Annotated in this window: 13 protein-coding genes; 5 read left to right on the top strand and 8 right to left on the bottom strand. The window is 65.8% G+C overall.

Annotated features, from left to right (window positions below; genetic code table 11):
- Window positions 1-32: 32 nt before the first annotated feature.
- On the top strand, window positions 33-809 hold the full coding sequence (locus AB4Z46_RS31210; RefSeq protein ID WP_442287444.1) for an IclR family transcriptional regulator: 777 nt from the start codon (window positions 33-35) through the stop codon (window positions 807-809).
- A gap of 193 nt (window positions 810-1002) precedes the next feature.
- The gene (locus AB4Z46_RS31205; RefSeq protein ID WP_442287443.1) at window positions 1003-2331 is read left to right on the top strand and encodes a (Fe-S)-binding protein; all 1329 of its coding nucleotides are present in this window, start codon (window positions 1003-1005) and stop codon (window positions 2329-2331) included.
- A gap of 211 nt (window positions 2332-2542) precedes the next feature.
- Here AB4Z46_RS31205 and AB4Z46_RS31200 read toward each other — a convergent pair whose 3' ends face one another.
- Complete coding sequence (locus AB4Z46_RS31200; protein ID WP_442287442.1) at window positions 2543-3493, bottom strand: AraC family transcriptional regulator ligand-binding domain-containing protein; 951 nt, start codon at window positions 3491-3493, stop codon at window positions 2543-2545.
- A gap of 159 nt (window positions 3494-3652) precedes the next feature.
- Between AB4Z46_RS31200 and AB4Z46_RS31195 the strand changes: the two genes are divergently transcribed.
- Both AB4Z46_RS31195 and AB4Z46_RS31190 read left to right on the top strand, forming a co-directional pair.
- Window positions 3653-4708: a TauD/TfdA family dioxygenase gene (locus AB4Z46_RS31195; protein ID WP_442287441.1), complete on the top strand. Its 1056-nt coding sequence runs from the start codon at window positions 3653-3655 to the stop codon at window positions 4706-4708.
- Window positions 4709-4775: 67 nt separating this feature from the next.
- On the top strand, window positions 4776-5804 hold the full coding sequence (locus AB4Z46_RS31190) for a Bug family tripartite tricarboxylate transporter substrate binding protein (protein WP_442287440.1): 1029 nt from the start codon (window positions 4776-4778) through the stop codon (window positions 5802-5804).
- A gap of 12 nt (window positions 5805-5816) precedes the next feature.
- Here the strand turns inward: AB4Z46_RS31190 and AB4Z46_RS31185 are convergent, their stop codons facing one another.
- The 5 genes from AB4Z46_RS31185 to AB4Z46_RS31165 all read right to left on the bottom strand — a co-directional run bounded on the left by AB4Z46_RS31185 (window position 5817) and on the right by AB4Z46_RS31165 (window position 11343).
- Window positions 5817-6791, bottom strand: a complete 975-nt coding sequence (locus AB4Z46_RS31185) for a 2-hydroxyacid dehydrogenase (protein ID WP_442287439.1) — start codon at window positions 6789-6791, stop codon at window positions 5817-5819.
- Window positions 6792-6823: 32 nt separating this feature from the next.
- Window positions 6824-7624: a transporter substrate-binding domain-containing protein gene (locus AB4Z46_RS31180; protein WP_442287438.1), complete on the bottom strand. Its 801-nt coding sequence runs from the start codon at window positions 7622-7624 to the stop codon at window positions 6824-6826.
- A gap of 49 nt (window positions 7625-7673) precedes the next feature.
- Window positions 7674-8837 carry a YncE family protein gene (locus AB4Z46_RS31175; protein WP_442287437.1) on the bottom strand — a complete coding sequence of 388 codons (1164 nt, stop codon included), beginning with the start codon at window positions 8835-8837 and terminating at the stop codon, window positions 7674-7676.
- Between the two features lie 8 nt (window positions 8838-8845).
- A complete protein-coding gene (locus tag AB4Z46_RS31170; protein WP_442287436.1) occupies window positions 8846-10561 on the bottom strand; it encodes an IlvD/Edd family dehydratase in 1716 nt (571 codons plus the stop codon).
- A gap of 95 nt (window positions 10562-10656) precedes the next feature.
- Window positions 10657-11343, bottom strand: a complete 687-nt coding sequence (locus tag AB4Z46_RS31165; protein ID WP_442287435.1) for an RraA family protein — start codon at window positions 11341-11343, stop codon at window positions 10657-10659.
- 100 nt (window positions 11344-11443) lie between these two features.
- Here AB4Z46_RS31165 and AB4Z46_RS31160 point away from each other — a divergent pair, with 100 nt between their 5' ends.
- The gene (locus tag AB4Z46_RS31160) at window positions 11444-12178 is read left to right on the top strand and encodes a FadR/GntR family transcriptional regulator (RefSeq protein ID WP_442287434.1); all 735 of its coding nucleotides are present in this window, start codon (window positions 11444-11446) and stop codon (window positions 12176-12178) included.
- Window positions 12179-12288: 110 nt separating this feature from the next.
- Here AB4Z46_RS31160 and AB4Z46_RS31155 read toward each other — a convergent pair whose 3' ends face one another.
- A complete protein-coding gene (locus AB4Z46_RS31155; RefSeq protein ID WP_442287433.1) occupies window positions 12289-13071 on the bottom strand; it encodes an enoyl-CoA hydratase-related protein in 783 nt (260 codons plus the stop codon).
- Between the two features lie 54 nt (window positions 13072-13125).
- The gene (locus AB4Z46_RS31150; RefSeq protein WP_442287432.1) at window positions 13126-13899 is read right to left on the bottom strand and encodes an SDR family NAD(P)-dependent oxidoreductase; all 774 of its coding nucleotides are present in this window, start codon (window positions 13897-13899) and stop codon (window positions 13126-13128) included.
- Window positions 13900-13948: the final 49 nt, after the last annotated feature.

Genomic DNA, 13948 nt, shown 5'->3' with positions numbered 1-13948 from the left:
TCGATCGGCCTTGCCCTCTCATGGAGATCCCTATGTCGTTCTCGCAAAAAGACCCCCAGGCTGGAACACAGAGCTTTCGACGCACCGTGCAGCTTCTGCGCGAGCTTGCCCGGGCGGGTGAACATGGTGTCAGCGCCGGTGAGTTGGCCGAACGTTGCGAATTGACGCGCGCAACTGCGTATCGATTGCTCGGTGCGCTGGCCAACGAAGGCCTGGCCGTCCACGCGATGGGCGTTCGACGCTATTTTCTCGGCCCCTTCGCGTACGAGCTAGGGCTCAGGGCGTTCCCGCGCCTGGGCCTGCGCGAGCTGTGCGCAGGTACGGTGAGCAACCTGGCCGAGAAGACCGGCGAGTGCGTCTTTCTAGTGATGCGCAGCGGGCTCGATACGGTATGCCTTGACAAGCAGTCGGGCGAATTTGCGGTAGAGGAGATGCCAGTGGACATCGGCTCACGGCGACCGCTGGGCGTGGGTTTGAGCAGCATTGCCATACTGGGTGCGCTGCCTGAATCCGAGCGCGAGGCCATCATGCGTGCCAACGGCATGCGTTACCGAGAAACCGGCTTGCTGGCTGCAGAACGCATCCGCCTGATGGTCAAGCGCACTGCGAAGGACCGCTTTGCCTTCACCGCCAGCGATTACATCGACAACGTGGGCGGCTTTGCGCTGCCCATCCGAAATCCTGTCGATGGCGTGGCGTTTGCCGCGTTCAGCATCGCATCGGGCGTGCAGCGCATGACTCCGCAGCGCGGCAAGGAAATCGTCCCGTTGCTGGAGACAGCGGTACGCACGATCGAATGTCGACTGTGAACATAAATCACACCCGACTGCGCCCGCACCTGTAGGTGCCTGGCCCATGGTGTGTGAATCCCACGCCGAACTCCACACATTCCAACATTCCCAAACGCGCTCGCAGACTCTGTCGTCCAGCGCACCGGATGCACTCGCCCCCATGAAATGAAGCGCATATGAGGGGGCGGCGCACGACTCATCGAGGCACCTCATGGAAACCCAACAGAACAACGCCCCCCAGACCCTAACGTCCTTCTATGCACACGCTTGGGAAGATCTGCTCTCCAACTGCACGCGCTGCGGCAAATGCGTGGAGGTCTGCCCGGTGGTCCCCTTCGATGCCACGTTGTCCGCCGCCAAACCGGTGGACGTCGTCACCGGTGTGCTCGATTTCATGCAAGACAGCAGCCAGCCGATGCGCGAAGATTCGGCGTTGTGGACCTACCAATGCAATGGCTGCTACGAGTGCATTTCCTCGTGCCCGGTCGACATCAACCCACGCCGCATGCTCATGCTGGCCAATGCGCAGGTGTCTGCAAAGACACACCCCACACCGCACATGTTCCATAAAATGGCACGCGCCATCCGCATTCTGGTGGCGATGCAACTGGTTCCGGAAGACGCCGCACGCCTGCTCAAACTGAAGAAGCCCAAGGACGTGGACGTGGTGTTCTTCACCGGATGCAACCCTGTGCGTACTCCACAGCTGCTGTTCAACGCCATGAGCGTGCTCGAGGCACTGGGCGTGAACTACGAGGTGATGGGGGGCCCTGCTTCATGTTGCGGCGTCATTCACAGCAAGTGGGAAGGCGACCTGCAGCGCGGCGGAAAAGTGAGCGAGCAGACGCTGCACCGTTTTGGTACCTTCAACCCGAAGAAGGTGCTGAACTGGTGCCCCTCCTGCAGTATCCACCTGACCGAGACGATCAAGGACTACCGCTCTGTCAGTTTCGATTTCGACCACATCACCAAGTTCCTGATCGAGCGCGAAGATGAGCTGCACAAACTCTTCACCACGCCCGTCAACATGCGTGTGGTCGTCCACACGCACCACGGCATGCACGATGTGGGGCAGAACGTGATGCGCCTGATGCGAGCGATTCCGGGCCTCACCATCGTCGATGAAATCGAAGAGCCCGGCTACATGTGTGGCGTATCGAGCGCAGAGCGCGCGCCTGCGTTGAAAGAGCATGTCCGCGCACAGACCATCGAGCGCTGCAAGCAGGGCGATGTGGATGCACTGGTGTCGCTCTATCACGCCTGCCACCGGCAGCTCGCGTCGGACGGCAAAACGCATGACTTTCAGGTGCTCAACTATGCGGATTTGCTGGTTCGAGCGCTGGGCATGGAGCCCTATGCCGACACGCTGGAGCAGTTCCGCGGCCGTACCGACTATCGAGAAATGGTGCGCGAAGCAGCCCCGCTGCTAGAGGCCAACGGCATCGACATGGACCCCGATGAACTGGCCAAGGTGCTGCCGGAAATTTTCGCCATGGCGGAGTGGCGTGGCGGCTTGTGCAGCTTCTCTCCGGAGGAGTGAACGCACGATCCAAGCGGCAGCAGAGGCACGACAATGGTCGCGCGTTTCGTCTCGCAGACACAAACGGTTTGTCCCAATAGCGGTGCGGGGCCCGATGAAGCCCGGCAGCAGGCTGCCGCTAAACAAGGCCAATGAATTCTGACTCCCTCGCAGACGCACAAAGGACGCGAGCCAAGGCCCCCGCCCTCCCCTCTATGGCGAGCGCAGCCATCTAGGCATCCCCGTCGCTTGCCCACCCGGCCACGGGCACACCGAACTCGCCGCGGAACCAGCGCGTGAACGACTGAGGGGCACCGAAACCCAACAGCATCGCCAGTTCGTTGCGCGAGCGCGGCGGCCCGACAAGATAGCGAACAGCGAGCTCATGCCGGACCTCACGCATGAGGGCATTGAAGGAGGTCGCCTCGCGATCCAGATGCCGGCGGACGGTCCTCTCGTCCATGCCGAGTTGCGTGGCGATGGCGTCCAGGGAGCAGTGCCCGTTTCCCAGCGCAGCCAGGATCAAATGGCGCACTTGGGCCGTGGTCGTTTGGGGCGCGCCCGCGCTGAGCGCCTGCACATAGTCATGCGCATAGCGGCCGAGCTGGGAGCTGGTCGACAACGGCCGCTCCAGGTCCTTGCGCTTGAACACGATGCCGTTGATGGCTTCCTTGTAGCTCGCCCTGCCTGAGAACACGCGCCGGATGTTCCGCAGATCGCGCGGCGCCTCGTTCATGAAGCAGACGCGCTCAGGCTCCCACCCCTCAGGCAGCGCCTGCTTGAGGAAGCGGTACACCACGGTGATCGACAGACCGAGAGACTGGCGCGTGGGCGAACTGCGCCCCACGTGGTCGAAGCACAGGCGAGCCTGCTGCCCTTCTTCTTCCAGCCAGAGCTGAAGGGATTCGTTGTGCAGGTGCATGTACCTGGAGAGCAACTGCAATGACGTACGCACGTTGCCTTGTTCGCGCACCAGAAAGGCCAGCGGGCCCAGCACGAGGAATGCCCTGGACTCGGCCAGCCGCACACCGAAATCCTGCCAACCGGAACGCTCGGCCGAGTTCTCCAGCAACTGGCCGATGGCCTCGGAAGGCACCTTGAGGTCGGGGTCGTTCAGACAGTCGGGATCGATCCCGACTTCGCGCAGCATCTCCAGGGGGTCGAGCCCGGCGGCCCGGGCCATGGCAGCGTAGTTGGTCAATGAGGCGCTGCGCGAGAGGGGTTTCATGGTTTACCCGTGCTGACCGAATTTGTTCAATGTATGTCCGTTTATGTTCACCCTGCGAGGGTGAAATCCCTATGCTTGAACCCGTTCACAAGCAAGCAAGAAAGAGCGACGGCGATGACCTTCAGCGAACACCCCTACCCACACGCCAGCGCCTGGCGAGGCGATGCCATGAGCCGGTCCAGCGAGTGGATCGTGACGTTGGACCCGCAGGACAACGAGGTGCTGTATCGCGCGGTGTGCGATGCACGATCCCTCGGACTCGGCATTCCACGGCTGAGCCGCGCGGACTTGGACCTGGGGCCGCTGGGCGCCAAGCTGCAAGCCGTACGACGCGAGGTCTTGCAGGGCCGCGGCTTCGTCCTGCTGCGCGGCTTCGACATCGACCGCTATGCGCTGGAGGACGCGGCGCTGGCCTACTGGTGCATCGGCGCCCACCTGGGGCAAGGCGTCGCGCAGAACGCGCAGGGTGATGTCCTGGGCCATGTGACAAACCTGGGCGTGGACTACCGAACTGATCCGCGTGCACGCGGCTATCAGACGCGCCAGAGCCTGCCCTACCACAACGACGCCATGGACATCGTCGGCCTGCTGTGCATCCATCCCGCCCGCGCGGGGGGCGTGTCCCGCATCGTCAGCTCCACGGCGATCCACAACGAACTGCTCAAGCAGCGCCCGGACCTGCTGCGCCTGGCCTATGCGGACTTCTTCTTCGACCGCCGCGGCGAAGCGCCCGAAGGAAAGCCGCCGTACTACGCGGGTCCGCTTTTCTCGCGCATCGGCGAACAAGTATTCGGCCGGTACAACCGTGCCTACATCGAGTCCGCACAGCGCTTTGCCGATGTTCCGCGATTGAGCCGTGCGCAGATCGAACTGCTCGATGAGATGGACCGCCTGTGCAACGACGAGACGATGCACCTGTCGATGGAACTGGCGCGTGGCGACATGCAGTTCATTTCGAACTACACCACGCTGCATTCGCGCACGGACTATGACGACGATCCAGACCCCCGCCTGCGACGCCATCTCTTGAGGCTATGGCTGAACACCGGATTCTTCCAGGAGCTTCCGCCTTCGTACGAGGACCGCTACGAGGACATGGTCGCCTGGCAGAAGAATCCGCGGCCTCCGATCTTCGATGTTTCGGCCGCGCAGGCGGAGTTGGCCCACTAGCCTCTCAACCAACGCCGCGAGTCGGAGCGCGGCGCAACCCTTGAACATTGTTGCGAACGGAAGACCCATGCAGAAGCTCGAACTGGAACCCCGTCCCGTCGGAGTGGGCAAAAGCCTCTCGCGCCGCAGCGTGCTGGCGGCGGGGGCGGCTGCGATGACATTGATGGCTTCGCGCGCCTGGTCCGCGGATGCAGCGTCCTGGCCCACGAAGCCCCTGCGGCTGATCGTCCCGGCGCCCGCCGGCGGTGTCTCCGACGCGATCGCTCGCCTTCTGGCGGAGCCGATGAGCGCCAACCTGAAGCAGCCCGTGATCGTGGAAAACATGCCCGGAGGAAGTGGCGTCATCGGCTGTCGTGCCGTGCTGTCCGCACCAGCCGACGGACACACGATGCTGGTCATCACCAGTTCCATCCTTGTCGAGGTTCCGCATGTGGTGAAACTTCCCTACGACCCGGTGAAGGATTTCGTGCAAGTGGCCGATATGGTCCGCATGCCGCTGGTGCTGGTCGGCAACGCGGCCTTCCCCGCCAAGAACTACGACGAGCTGATTGACGTGCTGAAGGCCCACCCGGGAAAGTACAGCGTCGCGTCGTACAGCACGGGCACGCGTGCGCACTACGCGGCCGTCGTCTTCAATCATCGCGCTGGGGTGGACCTCCAGCATGTGCCCTACAAGGGATCGGCCCCCGCCGTGAGCGATCTGGTGGCTGGCCACGTGCCCCTCGCCTTCGAGGCGTTGCCCAATGTTCTGCGCCACATCCAGAGCGGAAAGCTCCGGGCGTACGGGATCCTGGGGCCGACACTGCCGGAACTTCTGCCCGGTGTGCCCAGCCTCGTCGAGAAAGGCCTGTCGGAGCTGGCGCTGCCGGGCTGGCAAGGAGTCTGGCTTTCGTCGGCGACGCCCGCACCATTGACGCAGCGCATCCACGAGGAGGTCGTCAAGGCCTTCGAGGCGTCACGCGCACGCCAACAGCTGGCGGGCCAGGGCTACGAGTTCTCGCCGCCGGCCGATCTGGCCACGCAGAAGAAGGCCTTCACCGAGGCCTTCGAGCGCAACGCCAAGATCGTCCAGAAGTTTTCAATCCGAGCCGACTGAACCCGCGGCGATTCAAACGCGCGTCAGATCGAAGGCGCCGACCGGACGCTGCCCGGCCAAGGCCTGCAGCAGGTTGGTGGTGGCCAGTGCCGCCATCGCATGCCGGGTCTCATGGGTGGCCGACCCGATGTGCGGCAGCGCGGTCACCCGCGGATGCGTGCGCAGCGGAGATTCGAACGGCAGGGGCTCGATGGCGAAGACGTCCAGGCCGGCCGCGCGCAGCCGGCCGCTGTCGAGCGCCGCAAGCAGGTCAGGCTCGACCACGGTGCGTCCGCGCCCGCCATTGATGAAGATGGCGCCGTGCTTCATGGCGGCGAACACCTTCGCGTCGATCAGGCCGTGGGTGGCCCCGGACAGCGGCAGCATCGCCACGACGAAGTCGGCGCGCGGCAGCAGCTCGGCCAGCGGCGCCTGTTCGGCCTTGCCGCGCAGGTCGGGCGCCTGGGCCGCGAGATCGACCGGATGGCGCGCGTGGTAGAGCACCGGCATGCCGAAGCCCAGCGCGGCGCGCCGCGCGATGGCCTGACCGATGCGGCCGAAGCCGATCAGGCCCAGCGTCTTGCCATGCACGTCGAAGCCGTAGAGCTCCTCCGGGAAGTCCTTGGGCCAACGCCCTTCGCGCACCATGTTCGACAGCTCGACGAAGCGCCGGCTGGTCGCCAGCAGCAGGCCGAAGACTGTGTCGGCGACTGTGTCGTCCAGCACGCCGGGCGTGTGGCACAGCAGCACGCCGCGGCGGCGCAATTCGGCCAGATCGTAGTTGTCGACCCCGACCGAAGCGCTCGAAATGACCTCCAATTGCGGCGCTTCGGCAAGCAGGGCGGCGTCGATCGGGTAGCTCGACCCGATCAATCCGTGGGCGCTCGCCAGCGCGGCCCGGAACGCAGCCGGTGCCTGCTCGGCGTTGGCCACGGTGACATGGTGCTCGGACTTGATGCGGTCCAGCTGGTCGGCGGGAATTTCCTTGAAGACGACGACGTGTTTCACGCTCGAGAAGTCCTTGCCTGGGGGGCGCCGTATCAGGAGCCGGACAGTGCCGGCAGGTCGGTGCCGATCCACTTCTGGTAGAGCTTGTTCAGCTCGCCGTTGGCGCGATTGCGAGCGATGAAGTCGTCCAGCGTCTTCTTCAGCTCGGCTTGGCCGGGCCGCATCGCCACAGCCATGACCTGTTCGCGAATCACCAGCTTCTGCTCGTAAGTGTTGGCCGGCGCCCGCTTGGCGATCTGGGCCGCGACCGTGGTCGAGCAGCCGATCGCATCGACCTGGCCGGACAGCAGCGCCTGCATCGCGGATGCGTCGTCGTCGAAGCGGCGGATCTCGGTGCCCGCCGGCGACATGGCGGTCAGCGCGACGTCCTGCGTGCTGGCACGCGCCACGCCGATGCGCTTGCCCTTGAAGTCGGCGGCCGACTTGATGTCGGCCTTGGTGGCGCCGTAGAGCACCACCGATGCGGCGGCGTAGGGCACCGAAAAGTCCACCTGCTTGGCCCGCTCGGGCGTGATCGCCAGCGATGCGATCAGCAGATCGACCTTGTTGGTAAGCAGGAAGGGCACGCGGTTGGGGCCGGTCACCGGAACCAGGTTCAGCTTGACGCCGAGATCCTTGGCCAGCAGCCGGGCCACGTCGGCGTCGTAGCCGTCGGGCTGGTTCTGGGCATTGGTGGTGCCGTAGGGCGGGAAGTCGACCAGCATGCCGACGCTGATTTCGCCCTTCTTCTTGATGTCGGCAATGCTTTGCGCCGAGGCTGAAACAGCGCCGCAGCCGAGGGCGGCGGCCAAGCCGAGTGCGAGCAACTGGCGGCGTGATGGAAGACCGAACATGGAAAAGACTCCTTGAGTTGAGAAGAAAAGATCGGGCGGCTGCAAGCCGCTACCTGGGCATCGAGCGCAGCGACGACGGCCCGCCGGCCACCGGGATGCGGTGGCCGGTATCCACCAGCCGGCCGCTTCCGACCGCGTAGACCGCCAGTTGCCGCTCGACATTGAACTGGGCCAGGATGTACTGGCTGTCCGCGCTGAAGACGACGCCCTGGCCGGCTTCGCCCGCAGGAAGGTCGCCCGCCGGATGCGCGCGCCCGCCGCGAATCTCGAACAGCACCAGGCGGCCGTGCGCACGTCGCCCCGGGTTGTCGGCCGGCAGGTTCGAGCCGTCCATGGTCAGCGCCGCGATCCATCGGCCGTCGGGCGAGATGGCCACGCCTTCCGGCAGGGAGGGCACCGACAGATGCTGCACGGCACGGTAGGGGCGCGTGCCGAGGTCGATCAGCGTCACGGTGTCGGCGTCGCCCGCCAGCTGCGCGCCCTGGCCGGGCAGTCCGGCCAAGCCGACGTTGCCGACCACGGCCCAGCGACCGTCGCTGCAGACATCCACCGCGTAGGGTGCCACGCCGGTCGAGACGCGTTCGCGGCTCAGGCGGACCGCATCGCCGTCGACGTCGAGCACCGCGACGCCCTGCTCGTCGCGCAGCAGCACCAGCGCGGCGCTGCCGTCGGGCGTGAAGACAATGCCGGACAGGCGGCCGCTCGAGACCGCCAGCTCCGCGCGCGGATGCAGGCGCGTGCCTTCGATGCCGAAGACCGCCACCGTTCCGCCCACCGTGGCGGCCAGCAGGAGATTGCCTTGCCGGTTGATGGCGATGCCCTGCGGATGGTGCGAAGTCGCGCAGGTCGCGACCACCCGGGGCGGCGTCGCGTGCAGATCCACGACCTGCAGGTAGTTGTCGAACAGGCAGTGCCCCAGCGTCGGGTCATAGCGATTCGGCGCCGACACGATGGCCAGCCGGCCGTCCGGCGAGATCGCCACCGCCTGCGGCGGTCCGACGATGGTCGCGGCCACCGCGAGCGACGCCACCACCCGGGGCGGGAAGGAGGTCGCGTCGATGAGGTCGAGCGAGTCCGCGGGCGGATCGGCCGGAAAGGTGTCACGTCCTTCCACGCGCCGGTACTTCGCATCGTTGGTCGACACGATCAGGTCGCGCCGGCCGGCGCCCGGCAAGGGGCCGGGTGCTGCGGTCAGGATGAAATCGCTCGGCATCGACGGCCTCAATGACTTTCGCGAGGCACCGCGTGGCCTCGGCAACCCACCAGAAAATCGAGGTCGGCGCCGCGGTCGGCCTGCAGCGTGCGCTCGACATAGAGCGCCTGGTAGCCGCCCTTCATGGCCGGTTCGGGCGCGGTCCAGAGGCTGCGCCGGCGCGCCAGCTCGGACTCGGACACCCGCAGCTCGAGCCGCCGCGCCGCGACGTCCAGTTCGATCTCGTCGCCATCCTGCACCAGGGCCAGAGGGCCGCCGACCGCCGCTTCGGGCGCCGCGTGGAGCACCACCGTGCCGAAGGCGGTGCCGGACATGCGCGCGTCGGACAGCCGCACCATGTCACGCACACCGCGTTCCAGAAGCTTGCGCGGCAGCGCCATGTTGCCCACCTCGGCCATCCCCGGATAGCCCTTGGGGCCGCAGTTGCGCAGCACCATGACGCAGTGCTCGTCGATGTCGAGCAAGGGGTCGTCGATGCGCCGCTTGTAGTCCTCGATCGTGTCGAACACCACGGCGCGGCCGCGATGGCGCAGCAAGGCCGGCGAGGCCGCGGAAGGCTTGATGATCGCGCCGTCTGGCGCCAGGTTGCCGCGCAGCACCGCGATGCCGCCCTGTGCCGTCAGCGGCGCGCTCAGGGGCCGGATCACGTCGGTGTTGAAGTTCTCGGCCGTGGCGATGTTGTCGCGCACGGTGGTTCCGGTGACGGTGAGCGCATCCAGGTCGAGCAGGCCCTGGATCTCCTTCATCAGCGCCGGCAGGCCGCCGGCATAGCAGAAGTCCTCCATCAGGTAGCGGCCGGAGGGCATCAGGTTGAGCAGGGTCGGCACGTCCTGGCCCCAGCGGTCCCAGTCCTCGAGCGACAGCGCGGTGCCGATCCGGCCGGCGATCGCCAGCAGGTGCACCACCGCATTGGTGGAGCCGCCGATCGCGCCATTGACGCGGATCGCGTTGGCGAAGGCGGCGCGGGTCAGTATCTTCGACAGGCGCAGGTCCTCGCGCACCATGGCCACGATGCGGCGGCCGGTCAGCCGCGCCAGGCGCGCCCGGCGCGCGTCCACCGCGGGGTAGGCCGCGTTGCCGGGCAGCGCGACGCCCAGCGCCTCGACCATGCTGGCCATCGTGGAGGCCGTGCCCATCGTCATGCAATGGCCGGGCGAACGCGACATCGCGCTCTCGGCGGCCATGAAATCCGCGCGGCTCATCGTGCCGGCGCGCACCTCTTCGGAAAAGCGCCAGACGTCGGTGCCCGAGCCGATGTCCTGGCCGCGGAACTTGCCGTTGAGCATCGGGCCACCGGAAATCACGATACTCGGCAGGTCGCAGCTGGAGGCGCCCATCAGCAGCGACGGTGTGGTCTTGTCGCAGCCTGCCATGAGCACGACGCCGTCCATCGGGTTGCCGCGAATCGCTTCCTCGACATCCATCGACGCGAGGTTGCGAAACAGCATCGCGGTCGGCCGCAGGTTCGACTCGCCGCAGGAGAAGACCGGAAACTCGAGCGGCACGCCGCCGGCGTCGAGCACGCCGCGCTTGATGTGCTCGATCAGCTCCCGGAAGTGGCCGTTGCACGGCGTGAATTCCGAGAAGGTGTTGCAGATGCCGATGATCGGCCGGCCATCGAAGCTGTCGTCGGGCAGCCCGGCGTTCTTCATCCAGCTGCGGTGGATGAAGGCGTCCTTGTCGTCGCCGGCGAACCAGGCCGCGGAGCGGAGGGTGTGTGTCATGCGGTGAATTCCATCGGGAAGCTGCGCGCGGCCTGGCGCAGGGCGGTGCGGACGCACCGCCCCGGCGAGGCCACGGCGTGCGGCGCCGGACCGACCTACATCACGCCGAAGTGGTTGAAGGCCTCGACCGTGCTCATGCCGTTCTGGATCGCGGTGCGCACCGCGCTCTCGGTGCTGACCTTCTCCAGTGCGCGGCTGAAGGCTTCGACCTCCGCCTCGCGCGGCACGATCAGCACGCCGTCCTGGTCGCCGAAGACCACATCGCCCGGACGCACCCGGACGCCCTGGATCTCCACCGGAACCCGGTAGTCGACCACCTTGCCGCGCGGCCCCTGGTCCTGCGAGTAGCCGCCCAGCGAGAAGACCGGCAGGCCCAGTTCCAGCACCTCGCTGGTGTCGCGCGAGTAGCCGTCGAGCACCGCGCCCGCCGCCTTCAGATGCAGTGCGCGGGTGGTCATCAGTCCACCCCATAGCGCGAACTGCGGCGCGCAGCCGGTGGCGACATAGACCTCGTGGGGTTTCAGGTCGTCGAGCGCGTGGAACAACAGGCCGAACGGCTGCTGGCTCAGCGCCGTCTTGCCTTCAGGCTCGGCGCGCGAGAAGCAATTGGTTTCCAGCACCGGCATCGCGCGGCCCGCGATCACCATCGACCGCGCGACCGGCCGGATGGCCGGCGGCAGGAACTGCCGCGTCAGGCCCATGGTGTCGAGGATGTCCCCCACCACCGCCGGAAACAGGCGGGTCTTCATGAGCTTGAACAGCTCGTCGTCGTCTTTCCACATGGCTTGTCCCTTTCTGAACGATCGGCCGATTGAATCGGCGCGAGCGTCAGACCACAACCTTTAAACCTATATGATAGGTACGCCACTTTCGGCGAATCACATGCATTCACATCCTTTTGTCCTGGGCAAGCTCGACCGCACCTCATTGACCGAGCAGGCCGTGCAGAGCCTGCTTCGGCACATCGAGCAAGAGCAGCTCGGGCCTGGCGCGGCCCTGCCCGGCGAGGCCCGGCTGGCCGAGGTGCTCGGCGTCAGCCGGCCCGTGGTGCGCGAAGCCTTGCGCACGCTCAAGGGCATGGGCGTGGTGGAGATCGCCAACGGCAAGAGTCCCATGATTCGCCGCGACCTGGACGCGTCCGCGTTGAATGTCTATTTTTCGCGGGCGCTGCAGGTGCTCGAGAACTCCACCGAGGATCTGATGGATGTGCGGGCCAGCCTGGAAAGCCGGGCGGCCACTCTCGCGGCGCGACGCCGGACGCCCGAACACATGGAACGCATGTCTGCGCTGGTGGTGCAGATGCAGGCCCGGCTGCGCGACCCTGCCGCCTACGCGGCGCTCGACACCGAACTCCACATCGAGATCGCCCGCGCCAGCGGCAACCTCCTGCTCTGGCAGATGATCGGCTCGATTCGCAGCTCGCTCGAATCGCAGTCGCGCCAGGGCATGGAGCAGCGCAAGACCGAGGCGAGCCTGCAACGAGTCCAGGACGGCCATGCGGAATTGGTCGCGATGATCTGCGATGGCGACGACCGCGGCGCGGAAGAGTCGATGCGCGCGCACGTGAACGCTGCCCTCCAGGTGCTGGCCGGATCGAAGCGCGGGCGCAGGGGCTGAGCCTGGCCGTGCGGATCGCCAAAGGTGAATTCACCGAGGTCGCGCACAACGCCGTTCTGGTCGGTGGACCGGGCGTCTGCACGCCCCGCCGTTTGAGTGCCCCGACGGTCCTACTCGCCACGAAAAATCGGTCGACGCTTTTCGACGAATGCAGCAACACCCTCCCGAGCATCGCGACTGGCACGCATCTCCTGTTGAACCTCCAGTTCGCGGCGGAACTGACCTTCGAAGTCCCGGGAATCGCCCTCGTCCACCATCATCCGAGTCGCGGCCAAGGCACGTGTCGGGCCTGCTGCAAGCTTCGAGGCAAGGGCATGTGCCGTCGGGAGCAGCCTGTCGTCTTCGAGACATTCAGCGACCAAACCCCAAGAATGAGCCACCTCGGCCGACAGCGGTTCGCCCGTCAGCATCATCTTGAGCGCACGAGCTCGGCCGATCGCGCGAGGAAGGAGGTATGTGGAGCCCAGATCCGGTATGAGCCCCACGCCGCTGAACAGTTGGATGAACTTGGCCGAACGCGAGGCGAGAACGACGTCCCCCGCCAGGGCCAAGGAAAATCCGGCCCCCGCTGCTACCCCATTGATGGCCATGATCACCGGCACGCGACAACGTCGGATGCCCATGATGGGCCGAAAGAACGACGCCATGTACACCTGGATGAGATCGGCGTCCGGCGCCGCGCGGCTTCGCAGATCCTGCCCGGAACAGAACCCTCTCCCGGCGCCTGTGATGATCAAGGCGCGAATGTTCCGATCTGCTTCCACCTGCGTGAGGGCGTCCTGAACCTCACGCATCATGTCGAACGTCAGTGCATTCAGCGTCTCCGGTCGATTCAGCGTCAGCACCGACACGGGCCCGGTGCTCTCGAAAAGAATGCTCTTGAATTCGCTCATGGATGGTCGACCGGCAAAGTGAGTTGAAACCCGCATCGGGACACGTCGGCCACCTCAGGAGCCGATGGCGTAGCCACCATTCACGGACAGGTGCTGCCCCGTGATGTAGCTGGCGGCAGGAGACAGGAGAAAGCCGACCGGACGCGAGACCTCCTCCGGACTGGCGAAGCGCCCCATCGGCACCTGCGCAATGAGTCGGTCCCGGAACTTCTCGGAACGAACGGTTTCGGTCATTTCGGTTTCCACCACGCCGAAACACACCGAGTTCACGCGGATCCCCTTCGACGCCCACTCGCGCGCCGCGCTCATGGTGATGCCCAGGACACCCGCTTTGGCCGCGCCATAGTTGACTTGTCCGATCGTCCCGCGACGGCCTGCGTCCGACGAGATGTTGACGATGGCGGCGGGACCCTTGTCGCCAGCCTCTGCCCGGTCCAGCATGTGTTGCCCGACGGCCTGCAGGCAATAGAAGACGCCGGAAAGGTTGACGTCGATCACCTGTTGCCAGGTTTCGATCGACATCTTGCGAATCATGGCGGCTCGAACGATGCCCGCGTTGTTCACCAGCCCATGCACAGCGCCGTGGCTGGCCACCACCTTGGCCACCATGTCCTGGACAAAACCTGGATCGGCGACCGACCCGGCATGGGCCTGCGCATGTGCGGCGCCAAGCTCCGTCGACAGGGCTCTCACCTTTTCGCCTTGGGCGTCCACCAGGATGGCCTTGCCTCCCAGTGCAACGACAAGGCGTGCGATGGCTTCGCCGATACCCTGGCCGGCGCCCGTGACAATGACGTTCTGCCCTTCGAGGCTCATGGGATTCTTCATTTCTTGTTCCTGTTGAAACGGCTTGGATTCATTCGAGGGATGCTCGCGC

Origin of the sequence: Variovorax sp. M-6 (assembly GCF_052114385.1) — a bacterium.
Classification (GTDB): domain Bacteria; phylum Pseudomonadota; class Gammaproteobacteria; order Burkholderiales; family Burkholderiaceae_C; genus Variovorax.
Note: the sequence above shows the minus strand (reverse complement) of the source record. Positions and strands in the feature narration are given on the sequence as shown.

Excerpts from the sequence above, each read along its gene's own strand:
- AB4Z46_RS31210 (WP_442287444.1), top strand. The coding sequence starts at position 33 with ATGTCGTTCTCGCAAAAAGACCCCCAGGCTGGAACACAGAGCTTTCGA.
- AB4Z46_RS31205 (WP_442287443.1), top strand. The coding sequence starts at position 1,003 with ATGGAAACCCAACAGAACAACGCCCCCCAGACCCTAACGTCCTTCTAT.
- AB4Z46_RS31200 (WP_442287442.1), bottom strand. The coding sequence starts at position 3,493 with ATGGCCCGGGCCGCCGGGCTCGACCCCCTGGAGATGCTGCGCGAAGTC.
- AB4Z46_RS31195 (WP_442287441.1), top strand. The coding sequence starts at position 3,653 with ATGACCTTCAGCGAACACCCCTACCCACACGCCAGCGCCTGGCGAGGC.
- AB4Z46_RS31190 (WP_442287440.1), top strand. The coding sequence starts at position 4,776 with ATGCAGAAGCTCGAACTGGAACCCCGTCCCGTCGGAGTGGGCAAAAGC.
- AB4Z46_RS31180 (WP_442287438.1), bottom strand. The coding sequence starts at position 7,624 with ATGTTCGGTCTTCCATCACGCCGCCAGTTGCTCGCACTCGGCTTGGCC.
- AB4Z46_RS31175 (WP_442287437.1), bottom strand. The coding sequence starts at position 8,837 with ATGCCGAGCGATTTCATCCTGACCGCAGCACCCGGCCCCTTGCCGGGC.
- AB4Z46_RS31170 (WP_442287436.1), bottom strand. The coding sequence starts at position 10,561 with ATGACACACACCCTCCGCTCCGCGGCCTGGTTCGCCGGCGACGACAAG.
- AB4Z46_RS31165 (WP_442287435.1), bottom strand. The coding sequence starts at position 11,343 with ATGTGGAAAGACGACGACGAGCTGTTCAAGCTCATGAAGACCCGCCTG.
- AB4Z46_RS31160 (WP_442287434.1), top strand. The coding sequence starts at position 11,444 with ATGCATTCACATCCTTTTGTCCTGGGCAAGCTCGACCGCACCTCATTG.
- AB4Z46_RS31155 (WP_442287433.1), bottom strand. The coding sequence starts at position 13,071 with ATGAGCGAATTCAAGAGCATTCTTTTCGAGAGCACCGGGCCCGTGTCG.
- AB4Z46_RS31150 (WP_442287432.1), bottom strand. The coding sequence starts at position 13,899 with ATGAAGAATCCCATGAGCCTCGAAGGGCAGAACGTCATTGTCACGGGC.